Source organism: Stenotrophomonas sp. ISL-67, from assembly GCF_018612915.1.
Taxonomy (GTDB): domain Bacteria; phylum Pseudomonadota; class Gammaproteobacteria; order Xanthomonadales; family Xanthomonadaceae; genus Stenotrophomonas.
Genome location: NZ_JAGGRL010000001.1, coordinates 164,848 through 183,735, shown reverse-complemented (window position 1 = coordinate 183,735; position 18,888 = coordinate 164,848). Strand labels below are relative to the sequence as shown.

The following is an 18,888-nucleotide window of genomic DNA, read 5'->3' as shown; positions in this document are numbered from 1 at the left end:
CGCTGACCGCTGTCCGCACCACGCCTTTCCATATCCGATCGACCGTCCATGCCTCCCGCGTGCGCGCATCCCCTGTGCGCCCGCTGCATTCCCCATCCGTTCCCAGGTCTTCCACCACCATGATCAAGAGCCGCAAGCATCCCTCCCCCGCCCGCAGTGCCGCCAGCTTGGCCACCGCCAGCCTTGTCACCGGCCTCAGCCTGGCCCTGCTGCCGGTTGCCGCCCAGGCCGAGTCGAGCAGCGACACGCCGCGCACGCTGGACCAGGTGCAGGTGCAGGCCTCGCGCGGCCTCAAGGTCGACAAGGTCGCCTCGCCCAAGTTCACCCAGTCCCTGCAGGACACCCCGCAGACCATCCAGATCATCAGCCGCGACCTGTTCACCCAGCAGGGCGCCACCACGCTGACCGACGCCCTGCGCAACAGCCCGGGCGTAGGCACGTTCTACGTCGGCGAGAACGGCAACACCACTACCGGCGACAGCATTTTCATGCGTGGCTTCGACACCTCCAGCAGCATCTTCGTGGACGGCGTGCGTGATGTCGGCTCGATCTCGCGCGATGTGTTCAACACCGAACAGGTGGAAGTTTCAAAGGGCCCGGCCGGCACCGACAACGGCCGCTCCGCGCCCACCGGTTCGATCAACATGGTGAGCAAGCAGGCCAACCTGCATGACGCGGTCAGCGGCACGCTGGCCGCCGGCAGCGACAGCCAACTGCGCGGCACTGCCGACTGGAACCAGACCCTGGGCGCCACCAGCGCGCTGCGCCTGAATGCCATGTGGCAGGACAGCGACCAGCCGGGCCGTGACCACGTCAACAACTCGCGCTGGGGCATCGCGCCGTCGCTGGCGTTCGGGCTGGGCACCAATACCCGCTACATCCTCAACCTGCTGTACGTGGACCAGGACAATGTGCCCGACGGTGGCGTGCCGACCCTGGGCCTGCCCGGCTGGACGCCGCAGCCCTCGCTGGAACAGCTGGCCGGCCATCCGGTGAACCCGGAGAACTTCTACGGCACCCGCGCCGACCATGACGATGTCACCGCGAAGATGGCCACCTTCCGCATCGAGCACGACTTCAACGACAACGTGCGCCTGACCAACACCGCACGCTGGGGCCGCACCGACCAGGACTACATGCTCACCGCGTTCATGGGCACCGGCACCCGCGGGGCCAACGGCGCGCCCAGCGGCAACATCCGCTATACCGCCCCCGACAACCTGGCCACCTACACCATCGCGCGCAGCCTGCCGACCTTCAAGGACCAGCAGAACACCATCCTCACCGACCAGCTCAACCTGCGCGCGGACTTCAGCACCGGCGCCATCGTGCACAACCTGAGCACCGGGGTGGAGTTCACCCGCGAAGAGCTCAAGAGCTTCGGCCAGGCCGCCACCAACGGCACCACCTGGTCGCCGGCCAACCTGTACAACCCGGACTGGAACGCCACCGGCCTGACCTGGGCGCACAACGGCGCCGACAGCCGCGGCAAGACCACCACCTCCTCGGTGTACCTGTTCGACACCCTGCACTTCACCGACAGCTTCCTGGTCACCGCCGGCCTGCGCGCAGACCACTACAAAACCGAGTACCAGAGCGCGTCGGTATGCGGCGGGCGCGGCCCGGCCTGCGGCAGCAACCCGGTGGGCACCGTGGTTCCCAATCCGTCGCTGGAGCATTCCGACACCCTGCTCAACTGGAAGCTGGGCGCGGTGTACAAGGTCGGCGACATCGTCAGCCTGTACGGCAACTATGCGCTGTCCCAGCAGCCCCCGGGCGGCAGCAACTTCCAGCTGAGCAGTTCGGTGAGCAGCGCCGACAACCCCAGCCTGGACCCGCAGAAGGCAAAGACGCTGGAAGTGGGGACCAAGTGGGCGTTCCTCGATGATGCGCTGGCCTTCAACGTGGCGCTGTTCAAGACCGAAGTCAGCAACGAGATCAACACCCAGGTGCTGGACGATGCCGGCAACCCCACCCAGACCGGCAAGAAGTCGGTGCAGGGCATCGAAGTGTCCACAGTGGGCCGCATCACCGACAACTGGTCGGTATCGGCCGGTTACAGCCACCTGGATACCGAAGTGGAGGAAGGCGCCAACGTGGCAGCGGACGGCACCCGCAACCTGACCTACACCCCCGGCGCCACCTTCACCAGCTGGACCAGCTACACCTTCCCGTTCGGCCTGACCGTGGGCGGCGGCGTGCGTTACGCCGGCCAGATGCACCGTGGCACCGATGGTGCGGTGGGCACCCCGGCGTTCACCAAGTCGTACACGGTGTACGACGCGGTGGCCTCGTACGAGATCAACGAGCACCTGGTGCTTCGCTTGAACGCCTACAACCTGTTCGACAAGGACTATGTGGCCGCGATCAACAAGAGCGGCTACCGTTACACCCCGGGTACCCCGCGCAGCGTGCTGTTCAGCGCGGACTTCCGCTTCTGAACCCGCCAAGGACCTGACATGCTCCTGCACGTTCCCGATGTCCTCACCGCCAACGAACTGGCCCACCTGCAGCGCGCGCTTGCGGCGGCGGACTGGGCCGACGGCCGCGAGACCGTGGGCGTGCAGGGCGCGCAGGTCAAACGCAACCAGCAGTTGCCCGACGCGTCCCCGCTGAAGGCCGAGCTGGGCCGGATCGTGCTGGCGGCGCTGGAACGGCACCCGCTGTTCTTCGCCGCCGCACTGCCGCTGCGGATCCTGCCGCCGCGTTTCAACCGTTACCAGGGCGGCGGCGAATACGGCTTCCATGTGGATGGCGCGGTGATGATCACGGGGACGGACGGCCAGCGCAGTCACCTGCGTTCGGATGTGTCGTGCACGCTGTTCCTCAACGCGCCGGAGGACTACGAGGGCGGCGAGCTGGTCATCAGCGACACCTACGGCGAGCATGAGGTGAAGCTGCCCGCTGGCGACCTGGTGCTGTACCCGTCCAGCAGCCTGCACAAGGTCAACCCGGTAACGCAGGGCGCACGGCTGGCGTCGTTCTTCTGGGTGCAGAGCATGGTCCGCGACGACAGTGCTCGGCGGATGTTGCTTGAGATGGATGGCGCGATCGAAAAGCTGCGCGTGACCGGTGCCGATCCGGGGGCGGTGCTGCAGTTGACCGGGGTGTATCACAACCTGTTGCGGCGCTGGAGCGAGACCTGACGGATCCCCACACCTGTAAATCATTCCTATTTGCGTTTGTGACAAACGCTATCTACAATCCCCGCCGCACCGGACCTGCCGGCGCGCCTTGGATCGGAATCCCACCTTGCGCCATCCGCACCGCCACCGCAGCTTTGCCCCCGCCATGCGTGGGCAGCGGCCTGCGTTGGTTACGGTACTGGCGTGGCTGGCCCTGCTGTCGATGCTGTTCGGCACTCTGCCGTTGGTTGAAGCGCAACTGCCCGGTACCGCCGCACTGGTGCTGCAGCAGCCTGCCGAAGAACGCCCCGCCGGTGAACACCGGCTGCAGGAAGAATCACCGGCGAAACCACGCCGCATGGCCAGTGCGCGCCCTGCCGTCGAACCGCTGCGCGAGCAGCCGGTACTGCGGGTGGACGCCATCGGTGCCCTGATGGCTACCTTGACCGAGCTGCCGCCAGAGACGCTGCCTGCGGTCGATTCGGCGCCCGCCACGCCGTTGCGCGCGCCGCCCGGTCTTCGCATCCAACGCGGACAAGCCCCGCCGCAAGGCTGACCGCGTCACCGCCTGCGCCTTGATCGCGCACGGTTCCGGCTGACCGCATTGCCCCTGCCCGCGCTGCGGGCTGACCACCCCTTTCCTGATTCCGCTGCGGCCTCCTGCCACGGCGTTCCCGCATTCGCATCTTTTCCGAGGAAACCCGCCATGGCCCAGCGCCATCGTCGTTGCACGTCCCTGTCCCGCCGCACGCTCAGCATCGCCCTGCTCACTGCCATCAGCGCGCCCACCTTCGCCGCAGGCAATGTCGCCGGCGACCCCCGGACCCTGGACCAGGTGGTGGTTACCGCCTCCGGCTTCGAGCAGAAGATCACCGATGCCCCGGCCAGCATCAGCGTGGTCAGCCGCGAACAACTGAGCAAACGCCCCTACACCAGCCTGGTGGACGCGCTGCGCGACGTGGAAGGCATCGACGTGGGTATGGAAACCACCGACAAGAACGGCCGCGCCACCATTTCCATGCGCGGCATGCCGTCCGAATACACGCTGGTGCTGATCGACGGCCGCCGCCAGAGCAATGTCGGCCAGTTGTACCCGAACAACTTCGGCGGCGGCCAGTTCGCCTACCTGCCGCCGCTGGATGCGATCGAGCGCATCGAAGTGGTGCGCGGCCCGATGTCCACGCTGTACGGCTCCGATGCCATGGGTGGGGTCATCAACATCATCACCCGGCGCAACCAGGACAGCTGGCACGGCTCGGTTACCCAGGGCTTCACCGTGCAGCAGGACGACCAGTTCGGCGATGCGCGCACCACCGACGTGTACCTGACCGGGCCACTGGTCAAGGACCGGCTGGACGTAGCCGTGCGCGGCAGCTACTACGACGCCAGAGCGTCCAACCCGGAATGGGAGGCGCTGACCCTGCCCGACGGCACCCTGTGGGAGCGCAGCATCGGCTTCGGCGGCGGCGGCAAGGCGGTGGCCAACACCCACTGGAATACCGGCGTGCGCCTGAGCTGGTCGATCAATGACGACCACGACCTGTCGTTGGACTACGACGTATCCCGCCAGAAGTACGACAACAGCGAAGGCCAGACCGGTACCCTGGACAGCCTGGCCAGCCTGTGGCGCGTGGGCACTGCCACCGTTCCGAACCCGAACGGCACCGGCACGGTCACCCGCCGCGTGGTGCAGCCGCGCGTGGGCTACACCGCCTACCAGCGCTACGAGCGCGACCAGCTGGCGCTGAGCCACCAGGGCCGTTATTCCTTCGGCACCTGGCAGACCACGCTGACCCAGACCAGGAGCAACAACCTGGGCCGCTCGCTGCCGTTGACCCTGGACGAGCGCGCCGACCTGCAGACGTTGTGGAACGACGTGTGCCTGCGTACCGGCGCGGCCAACAACTGCGCCGCCGGTCGGACCAATGCGCTGACCGCGCTCAACCCGGCCGAGATGGCGCGGCTGGAAGCCTTCCTGCCACGCCCGCTGCGCACCATGGAGCTGGAAGGCTACGTGCTGGACACGATGCTGGACATGAGCTTCGACGCGCACAAACTGACCGTCGGCGGCCAGTACACCGACACCGACATGATCGACGGCGTGTTCGGCATGGACGGCGCCGGTTACCGCGACAACGTCAGGCAGAAGCACCGCATGTGGTCGGTGTTCGCCGAGGACAACTGGGCGCTGACCGATGCGCTCACCGCCACCCTGGGGGTGCGCTACGACGACCACAACATCTTCGGCAGCCACGTCAGCCCGCGCGCGTACCTGGTGTGGAATGCCAGCGATGCCTGGACCTTCAAGGGCGGCGTGAGCACCGGCTACAAGACCCCGCGCCCGGACCAGCTGTTCCCGGGTGTGACCGGCTTCGGTGGGCAGGGCGTGCTGCCACTGGTGGGTTCGCCCAACCTGCAGCCGGAAACCAGCACCAACCATGAAATCGCCAGCTACTACGAGGGCGAGCGCTGGGGCTTCAACCTCACCGGCTTCCTCAACAGGTTCGACGACAAGATCGCCAGCGGCGGCACGTTCCCGAACTGCGAAGTGGCGCCGGCCGGCAGCGGCTACTGCGTGGACGTCGGCCCGGGCTGGGCGGCGCTGGGCTACAGCACCTTCAGTCAGAGCGTGAACATCGACACTGCGGAAACCCGTGGCGTGGAAGCGGCCGCACACGTGGACCTGCTGGACAGCCTGCAGCTGCGTGGCAACTACACGTATACGAAGTCCGAGCAGACCAGCGGCGTGGACAAGGGCAAGCCGGTGGGCGGTACCACCACGCCGGCCAGGCACATGGCCAATGCCAGCCTCAACTGGCAGGTCAGCGATGCGGTGAGCCTGTCGCTGATCGGCGAAGGGCGGTATGACCGGTATCGCGACACGCTGGGGAGCAATGTGGGTGGGGTGAGTTCATCGCAGGTGCGGTATTACGACGACTACACGATCTTCCATCTGGGCGGCAGCTGGGACATCAACCCGTGGCTTACTGTCAACGCGCGGGTGAACAACCTGTTCGACAAGGATTTCGTCTCGCAGTCGTGCGTGTTGATCAGCGACAGCGAATTCAACTGTGTGGATGATTACGCGACCAAGGATCAGCGGCGGAGTCATTGGATTTCGTTGAACGCGAAGTTCTGAGCTGTCGGCGCCCGGCCATGGGGTAGGGTGCCGGTTGGGGTGTGCACACCTGGTGGACGGCTCCGGTGGGTCTAAACTCCGGGGTGATGGGTGCGGGCGATTGCATGTCCGGCTTCGGGGGCTTGCGCCGCGCTGCGCGCGGTGTCCGGCCAACGGCCGGACCTACGAATTGTTACGTGCCCATTTGGATCCGGATACGTCGTGTCGACTTCGGATACATCCGGATAGCTCGACACGGCTCCGGAGACAGCGGTAGCGCCGGCCGTTGGCCGGCCCTCGTGGAACGGCATCGCGACCAACAATTGCGAACCATTCTCATCAATGGTGTAATTCGGTATTCGTTCCTTTCGTCGTGACCGTGACCACCCCTTCGCCCTCCTCTGCCGTGCAGCAACAGCAACGCCGTGGCTTCTGGCTGCGTACCCTGCACCAGTGGCACTGGATCAGTTCGGCGGTGTGCCTGATCGGCATGCTGTTGTTTGCCGCCACGGGGATCACCCTGAATCATGCAGCGAAGATCGAGGCCACCCCGCAGGTGGTCAACCGCCAGCTGGAACTGCCGGCTGAGTTGCTGGGCCAGTTGGGTGACCGCACCAATGGCAACGCCCCGGTGCCGCGCCCCGCCGCCCGCTGGCTGGACCGCGAGCTGGGCATTTCCATCGGCCGCCGCCCGGCCGAATGGTCCGCGGAAGAACTCTATCTTTCCATGCCCAGTCCCGGCGGCGACGCCTGGCTGAGCATCGACCGCGAGAGCGGCGCAGTGGAGTACGAAGCCACCTCGCGCGGCTGGGTCTCGTACTTCAACGACCTGCACAAGGGCCGCAACGCGGGCCCTGCCTGGGGCTGGTTCCTGGATGTGTTCGCCGTGGCCTGCCTGGTGTTCTGCATCACCGGCCTGTTCCTGCTGCACCTGCATGCCCGCCAGCGCCGCATGACCTGGCCGCTGGTCGGCCTGGGCCTGATGGTGCCGCTGCTGATCGCCCTGATCCTGATCCACTGATTCCTTTCATTTTCCCCCTTCCCGGAGCCGCATCCATGCGCGTCACCCTCACCATCGCCCTGAGCGGCCTGCTGGCCACCTCACCGGCCTATGCCACCACCCTGGACATCAACGTCGAGGTGCCCAAGCTCAACGTGGCCGAGTACCACCGCCCGTATGTGGCCGCGTGGCTGGAAGGGGCCGACCAGAAGGTGGCCGCCAATCTCTCGGTCTGGTACCAGCAGACCGGCAACAGCGAAGGCCACGGCACCAAGTGGCTGCCCGACCTGCGCCAGTGGTGGCGCAAGAGCGGCCGCGAACTGAAGGTGCCGGTGGATGGCGTGACCGGGCCGACCAAGCCGGCCGGTACCCATGCGTTGTCCTTCACCGATCAGCAGCCAGCCCTGAAGTCGTTGGCACCAGGCAACTACACGCTGGTGGTCGAAGCGGTGCGCGAAGTCGGCGGCCGTGAGCTGGTCAAGATTCCCTTCACCTGGCCGGCCACCGCGCCGCAGACCGGCAAGGCGCAGGGCAGCACCGAACTCGGCCTGGTCACGCTGTCGTCCAAGCCCTGATGTTTCACTGCCCTCCCCGTCGAGGGCACCCCTCACCCGTACATGGAGTTGTTGATGAAGCGCTCGCTCGTCCTGGCCGCCGCCCTGGCCGCCGCACTTCCGTTTTCCGCCCTGGCCCACAAGGCCTGGCTGCAGCCCTCGCAGACCGTGATCGCCGGTGAACACCCGTGGATCACCGTCGATGCGGCGGTGTCCAACGACCTGTTCTACTTCAACCACGTGCCGCTGCGCCTGGAAAGCCTGGTCATCACCGCGCCGGATGGCACCACCGTGCAGCCGCAGAACGCCTCCACCGGCAAGTTCCGCAGCGTGTTCGATGTGGAACTGACCCAACAGGGCACCTACCGCCTGGCCTCGGTCAACAACGGCCTGTCGGCCAGCTGGGAAGAAAACGGCAAGCCCAAGCGCTGGCGCGGCACCGTGGCGAACTTCGCCACCGAAGTGCCGAAGAAGGCCAAAAAGCTGCAGGTGAGCCAGTCGGTCAACCGCATCGAAACCTTCGTCACCAACGGCACCCCCAACGACACCGCGCTCGCGCCAACCAAGTCGGGCATCGAGCTGGTGGCCGTGGGCCACCCCAACGACCTGGTTGCCGGTGAAGAAGCGAAATTCCGCGTGCTGGTCGACGGCAAGCCGCGCGCCGGCCTGGCCTTCGAGATCACCCGCGGCGGCACGCGTTATCGCAACGCCCAGGAAGAGATCAAGGTCACCAGCGACAAGAAGGGCGAGTTCTCGGTCACCTGGCCCGACGCCGGCATGTACTGGCTGGAAACCAGCAGCGAAGACAGGAAGACCACGCTCAAGCAGGCCAAGAACCGCCGCCTGAACTACGTCGCCACCCTCGAAGTGCTGCCGCAATAACCGCGCGCCCGGCCATCGGCCGGGCTCTGCCCGGCAAAGCAGCCGGGCAGAGCCCGGCGCTACGATCATTTCGTAATGTACCCACTCATGACCGCTCCCGTTCTCGACATTGCCAGCCTCGGCGGCCACACCATGGGCACCACCTGGCAGGTGAAACTGTCCGTGGTGCCCAGCCGCGACCTGCACCCGCTGCATGCGGGCATCCAGGCGCAACTGGATGCCGTGGTGGCGCAGATGAGCACCTGGGAGGCGGCCAGCGCCATCTCCGTATTCAATGGCGCGGCGGCCGGTACCTCGTTGCCGCTGCCCGCACTGTTTGCCGAGGTCGTCGACTGCGCGCTCGATATCGCGCAGCGCAGCGATGGTGCGTTTGATCCCACTGTCGGCCCGTTGGTAGCACTGTGGGGTTTTGGTGCGCGGGCACATGCGCAACGCGTGCCCGACACTGCACTGCTCACCGCGACCCGGGCCCGCTGCGGCTGGCAACGTCTGCATTGGCAGCACGGCTGCCTGCTGCAACCCGGTGGACTGGAACTGGATCTTTCGGCCATCGCCAAGGGCTTTGCCGTGGATCTGGTCAGCCGCTGGCTTCGCGACCAAGGCATTGCCGCGGCACTGGTCGAAGTCGGCGGCGAGCTGCACGGCTACGGCCGCAAGCCCGATGGGCAGCCGTGGCGCGTGCTGGTCGAAGCCGGTCCCGAAGAAGAAGCGCAGCTTTCGCATCCGCCGCGCGTGCTGGCGCTGGATGACCTGGCCATCGCCACCTCCGGCGACCGCTGGCATCAGTTCACCCATGACGGCGCGCACTACAGCCACACCTTGGACCCGCGCACCGGCGCACCGGTCAGCCGCGCTGCGGCGGCGGTAACGGTGGTCGCGCGCGACGCCATGCACGCCGATGGCTGGGCCACCGCACTGACCGTGATGGGCGCGGAGGCAGGGCTTGCGTTCGCCAACGCACACGCCCTGGCCGCACGTTTCATCACCCGCAGTGCGCACGGCATCGAAGAACATCTGAGCACGGCATTTGCCGGGCTGCTGGCCGAACACGAGGCCGCGACATGAAGCGCGGCCCTTCGCGCGCGGTGCTGGGCAATATCGCCGTGATGGCGCTACTGGCCATACTGGCGTGGCTATTGCTGCGCCTGCATCTGCAGGAAGACTGGTGGGTGGGTGCGCCACTGGCATCGCACTGGCGCTGGGCGGCAGGCAGCCTCGCCGCCTACGCCGCAGTGTGCGCGCTGCTGGGGTGGCGCGGCCGCCGCCGCGACGATACCGCCCGCGCATCCGGCCAAGCGCCCCTGTTGCTGGTCTGGGCCAGCCAGACCGGGTTCGCCCGGCAACTGTGCGAGCGCAGCGCCGAGGTGCTGCGCGCGGCAGGTATGCCGGTGCGCGTGCGCGGTCTGCACCAGGTGGACGCTGCAGTGTTGCAGCAGACCAGCCGGGCACTGCTGATCGCCAGCACGACCGGTGAAGGTGATCCACCCGACCACACCCTCCCGTTCCTGCGGCGGGTCATGCCACAGGATCTGGCGCTGCCGCAGTTGCACTACGGCGTGCTGGCCCTGGGCGACCGCAGTTACGGTCATTACTGCGCCTTTGGCCGCCAGCTCGACGCGTGGCTGCGCCAGCACGGCGCCCACCCCCTGTTCGACACGGTGGAGGTGGACAACGCCGACCCGGCCGCGCTGCGCCACTGGCAGCAGCTGCTGGGCCAGCTCGGCGGGAATGCCACCGAGCTGCCCGACTGGGCGCCTGCGCAGTACCAGCCCTGGCAGTTGCACGCACGCCGCCAGGAAAACCCCGGCAGCCCAAGCGCGGCGACGTGGCGGGTAAGCCTGGTGCCGGTCGATGGCGTGCTGCCGGCGTGGCAGGCCGGCGATGTGGCGGAGATCGGTCCGCAGCACAGTCCGGCCGATGTCGATGCATGGCTGGCCACGCACGCACGCGATGGCGCGGTGGTGGTCGAGGGGCAATCGCTGCGCGCGTGGCTGGCGCGTTCGCACCTGCCGGTGTTGCCCGATGCGGTGCCGGCCGACGACGCGGCACTGGTGGCCGCGCTCAAGCCGTTGCCGCACCGCGAGTATTCCATTGCCAGCATGCCGGCCGAAGGCCAGGTGCTGTTGCTGCTGCGCCGGCTGCTGCGCCCGGATGGCACGCCGGGGCTGGGCAGCGGCTGGCTGTGCGATCACGCGGCGCTGGGCGGGCGCATCGACCTTCGCTTCCGCAGCAACCCGAATTTCCACGCACCGGCGCCGGGCGCGCCACTGATCCTGATCGGCAACGGCACCGGCATCGCCGGCCTGCGCGCGCACCTGCGTGCACGTGTCGAGCGTGGCGCCGGGCGCAACTGGCTGCTGTTCGGCGAGCGTACCGCCGCGCATGATTTCTACTTCAACGACGACCTGCAGCGTTGGCAGCGTGACGGCGTGATCGAGCGTCTGGATACCGTGTTCAGCCGCGACGGCGGCGAGCACCGTTACGTGCAGGACCGCCTGCGTGCGCAGCGGGACACGCTGCGCCACTGGGTCCGCGACGGCGCCACGATCCTGGTCTGCGGCAGCCTGCAGGGCATGGCCCCGGCAGTGGATGCGGTGATCGAACAGGCGCTGGGCCGCGAAGGAAAAGAAGCATTGATCGTGGCCGGGCGTTACCGCCGCGACGTGTATTGATCGCACCGCATGTACGCGGATCCCGGAACACCCATGCACCGGCGTACATCGGAACCCCCAGCGGCCGCGCACCGGTAGGATCGGATCCCAATCGATCGTACGCACGGCCCATCGCCGCGGCGAACGCATGACCTCCACCGGAGACGGTTTTCGCCGACGATAATGCCGCCAATGAACGTTGCACCGCCATCGGTGGCGGTGCTCTTCCGCGTCCTGCGGCCGCACCACTTGTGCATCCATGCACGTCGTCGATTGGGATGCGACCCTACCAGCAAGTCGACATCATCGTTTGTCCACACGAATCGCCAGCAGCTCGCCACCACCGCGCAACGCAAAGCGACGCCGCGGTCCTGCCGCCAGCCACGCGGTATCTCCCTGCTGCAACGGCGGCAGATCCGGCTCGCCTTCGAACAGCGCCTGCCCGGCCAACACATGGATCGCCCACGCCGTGCCCGGTTCGGTGAAGAAGAACATGCTGCCCACCAGCGGGCGGTGCAGCAGTTCGGCATCCACCTGGTCGCGCCGCCACATCAGGTTGAAGTCGTGGGTCACCCCGTCCACCAGCTCGCCCTGGACCTCCGCTTCGCCGGCAAAGCGCAGGCGATCGTGTGGCGGCATCAATGCATGCACCGCACCATCGGCGAAGCGCAGCCGTAGTCCTTCCCCGCGCAGCAGCACCAGCTCGCGCTCGATGCCCGGGAACACCGAGAACGCCGCATCCTGTTCGATCTCGGCAATCGACAAGCGCACCTGCCAGTCGTCGCTGTCTGGCACGCGCAGGATCTCGCGCGTCCAGCCCAGGCCATTCCGCCAACGCTCGCGGCGGTATTCGAAACTCGGGATGACGCGCGTGGCAGCGCTCAGTGCGGTGGCGGTCGACATGCCACCATTGTGCCTCAGCCGACGCTGCCGCCGCAGTCGCTGCTGAGCAGCTGCGAGCGCGCCAGCCAGTCATTGTCGGGGTAATAGGCGAATACCATCGCCCCGCCCCGCAGGCTGTCGATCAACGGCCGCGCCACCGTCAGGCGCACCGCCGGGCAGCCCAGGCTTCGCCCAAGCCGGCCCTGCAGCCGGGCGATGGTGGGGTTCACGTACGGCGCGCCGTGGATGACGATGGCGCGGTCGCGCGCCTTGTCATTGAAGCCCGGCTCCAGCCCCTCCAACCGCAGCGAGTACCCGTTGCCGCCCATGTAGGTCTCCTTGGCGGTGAACGCGCCCAGGCTGGACATGAAACTGCCATCGCGGTTGGAGAAATGCTCGGTCGCGTTGCCGCCACTGTTGCGGCCATGCGCAACCCACTCCTCGAACAGGAGCTTCTGGTGGGCCAGGTCGAACACCCACATGCGCTGCTCGGTGGAGGGACGCGAATAGTCGATCACGCTCAAGCGACCCGGGTCGACCCCCAGCTCCGGACGGCGCAGCGCGCAGGTCATGGCGTTGGCGGCCAACTCCAGCACCTTGCGGTCCGCATTGGGCGCGGCGCGCGCCATCATCTCGACCATCTGTTCTGCCGGTAGCGCCGGCCGTTGGCCGACCCCCGATACCGCCTGGGCCGGCCGACGGCCGGCGCTACCGGCACTCGCATCGCCCCCGGGGAGGGCGAGCGCGGTGATACCCATCAGCAGGGAAAGCGGAATGCGGCCAGCCATGGCTACAACGTGGCCCCGCCCGAGTCGGATTCCAAGACAGGTTGCAGGTTCTGTTCATCCGCGACCGGCCGAACCGCCGGCAGGCTGGTCACCAGCAGCGTGGTGCCCGGCACCAGCGCCTTGTACAGTTGCGCGGCAAACGACGGCGGCAGCGCCATCGGCAGGCTGGGCGTGGCCAGCAGGTCCGGGCTGGCGTTGCCTGCGCTCTGGCCCAACAGCGGGTAGGCGGTCCACGTGTGCAGCTTCTGCGTGGCATCGAGCGGGCTGGCGGTGTCCGCATAGCCGTCCTGCATCACGAACAGGGTGGTGCCTTCGAACGCCGGCAGCGCCTTGGCTTCCAGTCGCGACTCACCGATCAGCACGCCATCGCGCAGCACGTATACGCGCTGGTCGTGCAGGCTGACCAGGATGCCCACCTGGCCCGAGGGTGCGGCGCTGTCATTCCAGTACTGGTCCGGCGCGTTGGTGGTTTCCAGCAGCGTCTTGCCGGTGCTGTTGACCGGGGCCAGTACCGCCGGGTAGGCCAGCGTCATCGGCGCAGACTTGGCATCGGCCACCACCACGGTATCGCCGCGCTTGGTTTCGCCGAACAGCTTCTGCGCGAACGCCTGCGGCAGGCGTACGCAGCCGTGCGAGGCCGGGTGACCCGGCAGGTTGCCGCCATGCAGCGCGATGCCATCCCAGGTCAGCCGCTGCATGTAGGGCATGGGCGCGCTGTTGTAGAGGTTGGATTTGTGGTCCTTGTCCTTCTGCAGGATGGTGAACACCCCGGTCGGCGTTTCATGCCCGGCCTTGCCCGAGCTGATCGTGCTCAGGCCGATCGCGATGCCGTTGCGATACACATAGGCGCGTTGCTCGTCTAGACTGACCACCAGCACGATCGGACCGGCCGGCGAGATTTCCGGATGCCAGAGGAACTGGCCAGGCTTGAGGTCGGTGGGGCCGGCGGGGGCAGCGGTGCTGGTGGGCGTTGTGGCAGCCCATGCCGGGAGAGCCGAACCGGCGATCAGGGAACCGGCGGCGAAAGTCAGCAGCGCGCGACGCGAGAGCATGTAGGCATCCTTCGGGTGGGTCGAGGACACGCATGGCGTGTCGCTACGCATGATGCCCGATATGGCCAACGCCATCGTCCTGCGCACGTCACAATTCGTAGTGACACGCCATGCGTGTCAACCGCGCGCAGCGCGGCCCAAGCATCCAACACCGCAACACGCGCGGCGACACGGACCTGGCCGACGTTGAAACCCACCGAAGCCAAACAGCCACAAACAAAATTGCCCGGCCACACCTCCGTGTGAAAACCGGGCAATCATTACATCCTTGTCGGCATCCCGCCTTCCCCCTGTGCGTCCTGCCCAGTGTGGGTGCCGGCCATGCTCCATGCACTCGGCCGTATATTGTTCCGCCATCCCTCCCCTTCCCGGGTCTGGATGCCACCGTCCTGGTGGATCCGCGCCAATCCTTCCGCGCTGCGTCCCTGCGTGCCGCCTCCGTGCAGCTGCCGTGGTTGCCGGCTCCTGCCCTGCAACCGTGACCGGCGTCGTGCCGGTCGCGACCGAATCCCTTACGTCAGCGCCTTGGTACGGGTGCCGGTACTGCCCTCCTGGGCGGTGCCGCCGTGGGCGCCACCCTGGCCCCCACCGTCATCCGTCGCCGATTCCGTTCGACCGTTGCTGTCCCTATCCCTTTCACCCGTGCCAGGTCCTCGACCCGGAGGAAAGGTCCGTGTTGTCGCCGGTACGCGACGATCGCCTGGGCCTTGTGCGGCCCCACGTTCGCCAATCCCTGCTGCAGCGTCGACGCGTCGGCGGTGTTGATGTTGATCCGTTCGGCCGCCAGGGCGGTTCCGGTCAACAGCAGTCCCAGCACAAGCGCCTTCCACGAAAACCAAGGCCCCACCGTGTAGCTCCCTGTGACTTTGGACCGACTCCTGCCGGCATCCCGTCGGAGCAGTCAGTGTCCCTCGCCACATACACACAGCCTATCGTCCACATCACCTTCACACAGCCAGCTAAATACCTGACGTGGTGTAGGGAAATCCCTACCCCCGGTGCAGGCGTAGAATGGCGGGATCAGCCATATGCACTCGGAGTACCAGATGGACAGCGCCAAGCTCGGCCAATTCGTCAGTGAAAAGTGGGACAGCGAGATCGTTCCGCAATTGGTCGAATACATCCGTATCCCCAACAAATCGCCGATGTTCGACGCCAATTGGGTCGAAAACGGCTACATGGAGCAGGCCGTCACCCTGATGGAAACCTGGGCCAACGCCCAGTCGTTGCCGGGCCTGAAGGTCGAGGTGGTGCGCCTGGAAGGCCGCACGCCGTTGCTGCTGCTGGAAATTCCCGCCACCGGCGCCGAAACCGGCGACGACACCATCCTGTTGTACGGCCACCTGGACAAGCAGCCGGAAATGACCGGCTGGGACGATGACCTGGGCCCGTGGATCCCGGTGCTGCGCGGCGACAAGCTGTACGGCCGTGGTGGCGCCGATGACGGCTACGCCATCTATGGCTCGCTGGCCGCAGTGCTGGCCCTGCAGGAACAGAACCTGCCGCACGCGCGCTGCGTGGTACTGATCGAAGCCTGCGAGGAATCGGGCAGCTACGACCTGCCGGCCTACGTGGACCACCTGGCCGACCGCATCGGCAAGCCGTCGCTGGTGGTGTGCCTGGATTCGGGCTGCGCCAACTACGACCAGCTGTGGTGCACCACCTCGCTGCGCGGCCTGACCGGCGGCAACTTCTCGGTGAAGGTACTCAACGAAGGCGTGCACTCCGGCGATGCGTCCGGCGTGGTGCCGTCCAGCTTCCGCCTGCTGCGCCAGCTGCTGTCGCGGATCGAGGACGAGAACACCGGCCGTATCCTGCTCGACGGCATGCACGTTGAAATCCCGGAAGAGCGCCAGGCCCAGGCCAAGCGCGCCGCCGAGGTGGTGGATACCGAGATCTTCGAGAAGTTCCCGATGGTCGACGGGCTCAAGCCGATGAATGACGACCTCACCGAGCTGGTGCTCAACCGCACTTGGCGCCCGGCGCTGTCGGTGACCGGCATGGACGGGATGCCGCCGCTGGCCTCGGCCGGCAACGTGCTGCGCCCGCATACCGCGGTGAAGCTGTCGCTGCGCCTGCCGCCGACCGCCGACGGCAAGGCCTGCGGCGAACTGCTGAAGGAAGCCCTGCTGCGCGACCCGCCGAACGGCGCGGAAGTGAAGCTGGACCTGGAAAAGGCCTCCTCGGGCTGGAACGCGCCGGCGATGGCGCCGTGGCTGACCCAGGCCATCGACGCGGCCAGCCAGACCTTCTTCGGCAAGCCGGCGATGTACATGGGTGAAGGCGGCTCGATCCCGTTCATGGGCATGCTGGGCGAGAAGTTCCCGGGTGCGCAGTTCATGATCACCGGCGTGCTCGGCCCGCATTCCAACGCGCACGGCCCGAACGAGTTCCTGCACATCCCAATGGGCAAGCGCGTGACCGCGTGCGTGTCCAAGGTGATCAGCGAGCATTACGCGGCCAGCCTGCGCGGCGAAACCAGCGGCTCGCCGGTGGCTGCCGACAGCGGCACCCGCCACGGCGGCCACGGCTGCTGCTGACGGACGCGTAGCGTAGCGCCGGGCTCTGCCCGGCCGCCGACAGCCGGGCAGAGCCCGGCGCTACGTCGAGGGACGCAGCCTTTTGATAGGCTGCGTCCATCACCTGCAGGAATCACGCGATGAATGGTCTGTTCGGCAGCTCCAGCTGGCTCTACATCATCCTGGTCGGCTTCGTGGTCGGCCTGCTCGGGCGCTTCGTGATGCCCGGCAACAACCGCATGGGCTGCCTGCTGACCATCGTGCTCGGCATCGTCGGCGCGCTGGTCGCCGGGTGGTTCGGCCAGTACATGGGCTGGTACTCGCGCGGTGAACCGGCCGGCTTCATCGGCGCCCTCCTGGGGGCCATCGCGGTGCTGGCCGTGCTGCGCCTTTTCAGCAGCAAACGCTGAACACCCTCCCCCCTCTTTTCCCCGAGCGCCACCTGGCGCCGTTTCGATGTACCTGTCCATGAACGATCCCGCTTCCGACCCGCTGCGCGCCGAACGTCGCCGACAGTGGACCTGCACGGCGTTGAATGACCCCGACCTGCACCTGGACCGCGCGTCGGTGGATGCCGGCTTCCGCAGCTACTGGCGCGCCACCAGCGTGCGCGGCAGCCACATCGTGATGGATTCGCCGCCCGGGCTGGAAGACGTGCGCCCGTGGCTGCGCATGCACGACCTGCTGGAACCCAATGGCGTGCGCGTACCGCGCGTGCTGGCCCGCGATGAGGAACAGGGCTTCCTGCTGCTCGAAGACCTGGGCGGACCGACCCTGGCCCGGCACATCGACGACGCCAACGCCGACGCGTGGTTCGATGCCGCTTTCGCGCAGCTGATCCGCCTGCAGTCGATCCCGGTGCCCGAGGGCATGGGGGCGTTCGGCGAGGCATTGCTGCAGCGCGACGCCGGCCTGTTCGACGAATGGTTCCTGCAGCGCCACCTGGGACTGCAGCTGGACTGCGGTGAGCTTGAAGCGCTGCAGTTGGCGCACCGCCGTCTGATGGACAACGCGCTGCAGCAGCCGCAGGTGCTCACCCACCGCGACTTCATGCCGCGCAACCTGATGCCGGTCGAACCGGGCCCGGCCGTGCTCGATTTCCAGGACCTGGTGCGCGGACCGATCGCCTACGACCCGGTGAGCCTGTTCAAGGATGCGTTCCTGAGCTGGCCGCTGGAGCGTGTGGATGCGTGGCTGGCGCGCTACCACGCGCAGGCGCAGGCGGCCGGCCTGCCGGTGCGGCCGTGGCCGCAGTTCCTGCGCGATGCCGACTGGATGGGCGTGCAGCGCCACCTGAAGATCCTCGGCCTGTTCGTGCGCCTGCGCGACCGCGATGGCAAGGGCCACTACTTCGCCGACGCGCCGCGTTTCATCCGCTACCTCGATGAAGTACTGCCGCGCCACCCGGAACTGGCCGGGATGAACAGCCTGCTGCAGGAGCGGATCAAACCCGCGATGGCCGCGCTGGCGCTGCCGGTATCCGGCCGCGCATGAAGGCGATCATCTTCAGCGCCGGCAAGGGCGAGCGCATGCGTCCGCTCACCCTCACCACGCCCAAGCCACTGCTGGTGGCGGGTGGCAAACCGCTCATCGTCTGGCACCTGGAGCAGTTGGCAGCGGCGGGGTTCAGCGACGTGGTGATCAACACCTCGTGGCTGGGCGATCAGTTCGAACCCGCGTTGGGCGATGGCAGCCGCTGGGGCCTGCGCCTGCACGTCATCGACGAAGGTTCGGTGCCGTTGGAAACGGGCGGCGGCATCCTCAACGCGCTGCCGCTGCTGGGCGACGCACCGTTCCTGGTGGTCAATGGCGATGTGTGGACGGATGTGGATTTTGCGGCTCTCCCGAAGCAGCCTGATGGCGACGCGCACCTGGTACTGGTCGACAACCCGGTGCAGCATCCGCGCGGGGATTTCATCCTGCATGGCGATGGCACGGTCAGCGATGCGGGCGATGCGCCGCGGCTGACGTATGCGGGTGTGGGCGTGTTTCGTCCGTCGATCCTCGACGGATGGCGCGATGTCATCGGCGACACCGAGGGCGCGTCAACGACGCCGCCGCAGTTCGGCCTTGCCCCGTTGATGCGCCACGCCATGGCACACGGCCGCGTAACCGGCCTGCACCATCGCGGAAGATGGGCCGACGTAGGCACACCCGAACGATTGGCAGCGCTCGACGCAACGCTCCGGTAGGGTTGGATCCCAATCAACCGCCGACCCTGCCGATCGGCGCGACGAACGCATGACCTGCGCCGAAGCCGATTTCGATTCGGAGCCATGCCACAAATGAACGTTGCCACCGTTATCGGCGGTTGATC

Annotated in this window: 17 protein-coding genes; 13 read left to right on the top strand and 4 right to left on the bottom strand. The window is 67.2% G+C overall.

All coding sequences use genetic code 11. The annotated features are described in order from the left end of the window. The first annotated feature begins 119 nt into the window (after positions 1-119). From J7J08_RS01060 to J7J08_RS01020, 9 genes are all read left to right on the top strand, one after another. Positions 120-2,441, top strand: a complete 2,322-nt coding sequence (locus J7J08_RS01060) for a catecholate siderophore receptor Fiu (RefSeq protein ID WP_214900682.1) — start codon at positions 120-122, stop codon at positions 2,439-2,441. Positions 2,442-2,459: 18 nt separating this feature from the next. Continuing rightward, positions 2,460-3,146 carry a Fe2+-dependent dioxygenase gene (locus J7J08_RS01055; RefSeq protein ID WP_214900679.1) on the top strand — a complete coding sequence of 229 codons (687 nt, stop codon included), beginning with the start codon at positions 2,460-2,462 and terminating at the stop codon, positions 3,144-3,146. Between the two features lie 106 nt (positions 3,147-3,252). Then, a complete protein-coding gene (locus tag J7J08_RS01050) occupies positions 3,253-3,681 on the top strand; it encodes a hypothetical protein (protein WP_251006334.1) in 429 nt (142 codons plus the stop codon). 150 nt (positions 3,682-3,831) lie between these two features. Next, positions 3,832-6,264: a TonB-dependent receptor gene (locus J7J08_RS01045; protein WP_214900678.1), complete on the top strand. Its 2,433-nt coding sequence runs from the start codon at positions 3,832-3,834 to the stop codon at positions 6,262-6,264. Positions 6,265-6,622: 358 nt separating this feature from the next. After that, the gene (locus J7J08_RS01040; protein ID WP_214901553.1) at positions 6,623-7,264 is read left to right on the top strand and encodes a PepSY-associated TM helix domain-containing protein; all 642 of its coding nucleotides are present in this window, start codon (positions 6,623-6,625) and stop codon (positions 7,262-7,264) included. Between the two features lie 35 nt (positions 7,265-7,299). Continuing rightward, complete coding sequence (locus J7J08_RS01035) at positions 7,300-7,818, top strand: DUF2271 domain-containing protein (RefSeq protein WP_214900677.1); 519 nt, start codon at positions 7,300-7,302, stop codon at positions 7,816-7,818. 54 nt (positions 7,819-7,872) lie between these two features. Beyond that, complete coding sequence (locus J7J08_RS01030) at positions 7,873-8,679, top strand: DUF4198 domain-containing protein (protein WP_214900676.1); 807 nt, start codon at positions 7,873-7,875, stop codon at positions 8,677-8,679. A gap of 87 nt (positions 8,680-8,766) precedes the next feature. Next, entirely contained in the window at positions 8,767-9,744 is a 978-nt protein-coding gene (locus J7J08_RS01025; RefSeq protein WP_214900674.1) for an FAD:protein FMN transferase, read from the top strand. Next, a complete protein-coding gene (locus tag J7J08_RS01020) occupies positions 9,741-11,351 on the top strand; it encodes a sulfite reductase subunit alpha (RefSeq protein ID WP_214900672.1) in 1,611 nt (536 codons plus the stop codon). The genes J7J08_RS01025 and J7J08_RS01020 overlap by 4 nt, the downstream gene beginning before the upstream one ends. A gap of 282 nt (positions 11,352-11,633) precedes the next feature. Here J7J08_RS01020 and J7J08_RS01015 read toward each other — a convergent pair whose 3' ends face one another. From J7J08_RS01015 to J7J08_RS13330, 4 genes are all read right to left on the bottom strand, one after another. Beyond that, positions 11,634-12,233 (bottom strand): HutD family protein, encoded by a 600-nt coding sequence (locus J7J08_RS01015; RefSeq protein WP_214900670.1) that lies wholly within the window; start codon positions 12,231-12,233, stop codon positions 11,634-11,636. Positions 12,234-12,247: 14 nt separating this feature from the next. After that, entirely contained in the window at positions 12,248-12,853 is a 606-nt protein-coding gene (locus J7J08_RS01010; protein WP_251006370.1) for a murein L,D-transpeptidase catalytic domain family protein, read from the bottom strand. 149 nt (positions 12,854-13,002) lie between these two features. Further along, positions 13,003-14,052 (bottom strand): L,D-transpeptidase, encoded by a 1,050-nt coding sequence (locus tag J7J08_RS01005; RefSeq protein WP_214900669.1) that lies wholly within the window; start codon positions 14,050-14,052, stop codon positions 13,003-13,005. Positions 14,053-14,569: 517 nt separating this feature from the next. Then, positions 14,570-14,773, bottom strand: a complete 204-nt coding sequence (locus J7J08_RS13330) for a helix-hairpin-helix domain-containing protein (protein WP_343237694.1) — start codon at positions 14,771-14,773, stop codon at positions 14,570-14,572. Positions 14,774-15,098: 325 nt separating this feature from the next. Between J7J08_RS13330 and J7J08_RS00995 the strand changes: the two genes are divergently transcribed. The 4 genes from J7J08_RS00995 to murU all read left to right on the top strand — a co-directional run bounded on the left by J7J08_RS00995 (position 15,099) and on the right by murU (position 18,763). Further along, positions 15,099-16,592: a M20 family metallopeptidase gene (locus J7J08_RS00995; RefSeq protein WP_214900665.1), complete on the top strand. Its 1,494-nt coding sequence runs from the start codon at positions 15,099-15,101 to the stop codon at positions 16,590-16,592. Positions 16,593-16,711: 119 nt separating this feature from the next. Beyond that, positions 16,712-16,981 (top strand): GlsB/YeaQ/YmgE family stress response membrane protein, encoded by a 270-nt coding sequence (locus tag J7J08_RS00990; RefSeq protein WP_214900664.1) that lies wholly within the window; start codon positions 16,712-16,714, stop codon positions 16,979-16,981. A 58-nt stretch (positions 16,982-17,039) separates the two neighbouring features. After that, entirely contained in the window at positions 17,040-18,065 is a 1,026-nt protein-coding gene (locus tag J7J08_RS00985; protein WP_214900662.1) for a phosphotransferase, read from the top strand. Further along, positions 18,062-18,763: an N-acetylmuramate alpha-1-phosphate uridylyltransferase MurU gene (gene murU / locus J7J08_RS00980; RefSeq protein ID WP_214900660.1), complete on the top strand. Its 702-nt coding sequence runs from the start codon at positions 18,062-18,064 to the stop codon at positions 18,761-18,763. Before J7J08_RS00985 ends, murU begins: the two co-directional genes overlap by 4 nt. The last annotated feature ends 125 nt before the right edge of the window (positions 18,764-18,888 follow it).

Excerpts from the sequence above, each read along its gene's own strand:
- J7J08_RS01060 (WP_214900682.1), top strand. The coding sequence starts at position 120 with ATGATCAAGAGCCGCAAGCATCCCTCCCCCGCCCGCAGTGCCGCCAGC.
- J7J08_RS01055 (WP_214900679.1), top strand. The coding sequence starts at position 2,460 with ATGCTCCTGCACGTTCCCGATGTCCTCACCGCCAACGAACTGGCCCAC.
- J7J08_RS01045 (WP_214900678.1), top strand. The coding sequence starts at position 3,832 with ATGGCCCAGCGCCATCGTCGTTGCACGTCCCTGTCCCGCCGCACGCTC.
- J7J08_RS01035 (WP_214900677.1), top strand. The coding sequence starts at position 7,300 with ATGCGCGTCACCCTCACCATCGCCCTGAGCGGCCTGCTGGCCACCTCA.
- J7J08_RS01030 (WP_214900676.1), top strand. The coding sequence starts at position 7,873 with ATGAAGCGCTCGCTCGTCCTGGCCGCCGCCCTGGCCGCCGCACTTCCG.
- J7J08_RS01025 (WP_214900674.1), top strand. The coding sequence starts at position 8,767 with ATGACCGCTCCCGTTCTCGACATTGCCAGCCTCGGCGGCCACACCATG.
- J7J08_RS01020 (WP_214900672.1), top strand. The coding sequence starts at position 9,741 with ATGAAGCGCGGCCCTTCGCGCGCGGTGCTGGGCAATATCGCCGTGATG.
- J7J08_RS01015 (WP_214900670.1), bottom strand. The coding sequence starts at position 12,233 with ATGTCGACCGCCACCGCACTGAGCGCTGCCACGCGCGTCATCCCGAGT.
- J7J08_RS01010 (WP_251006370.1), bottom strand. The coding sequence starts at position 12,853 with ATGGTCGAGATGATGGCGCGCGCCGCGCCCAATGCGGACCGCAAGGTG.
- J7J08_RS01005 (WP_214900669.1), bottom strand. The coding sequence starts at position 14,052 with ATGCTCTCGCGTCGCGCGCTGCTGACTTTCGCCGCCGGTTCCCTGATC.
- J7J08_RS00995 (WP_214900665.1), top strand. The coding sequence starts at position 15,099 with ATGGACAGCGCCAAGCTCGGCCAATTCGTCAGTGAAAAGTGGGACAGC.
- J7J08_RS00990 (WP_214900664.1), top strand. The coding sequence starts at position 16,712 with ATGAATGGTCTGTTCGGCAGCTCCAGCTGGCTCTACATCATCCTGGTC.
- J7J08_RS00985 (WP_214900662.1), top strand. The coding sequence starts at position 17,040 with ATGAACGATCCCGCTTCCGACCCGCTGCGCGCCGAACGTCGCCGACAG.
- murU (WP_214900660.1), top strand. The coding sequence starts at position 18,062 with ATGAAGGCGATCATCTTCAGCGCCGGCAAGGGCGAGCGCATGCGTCCG.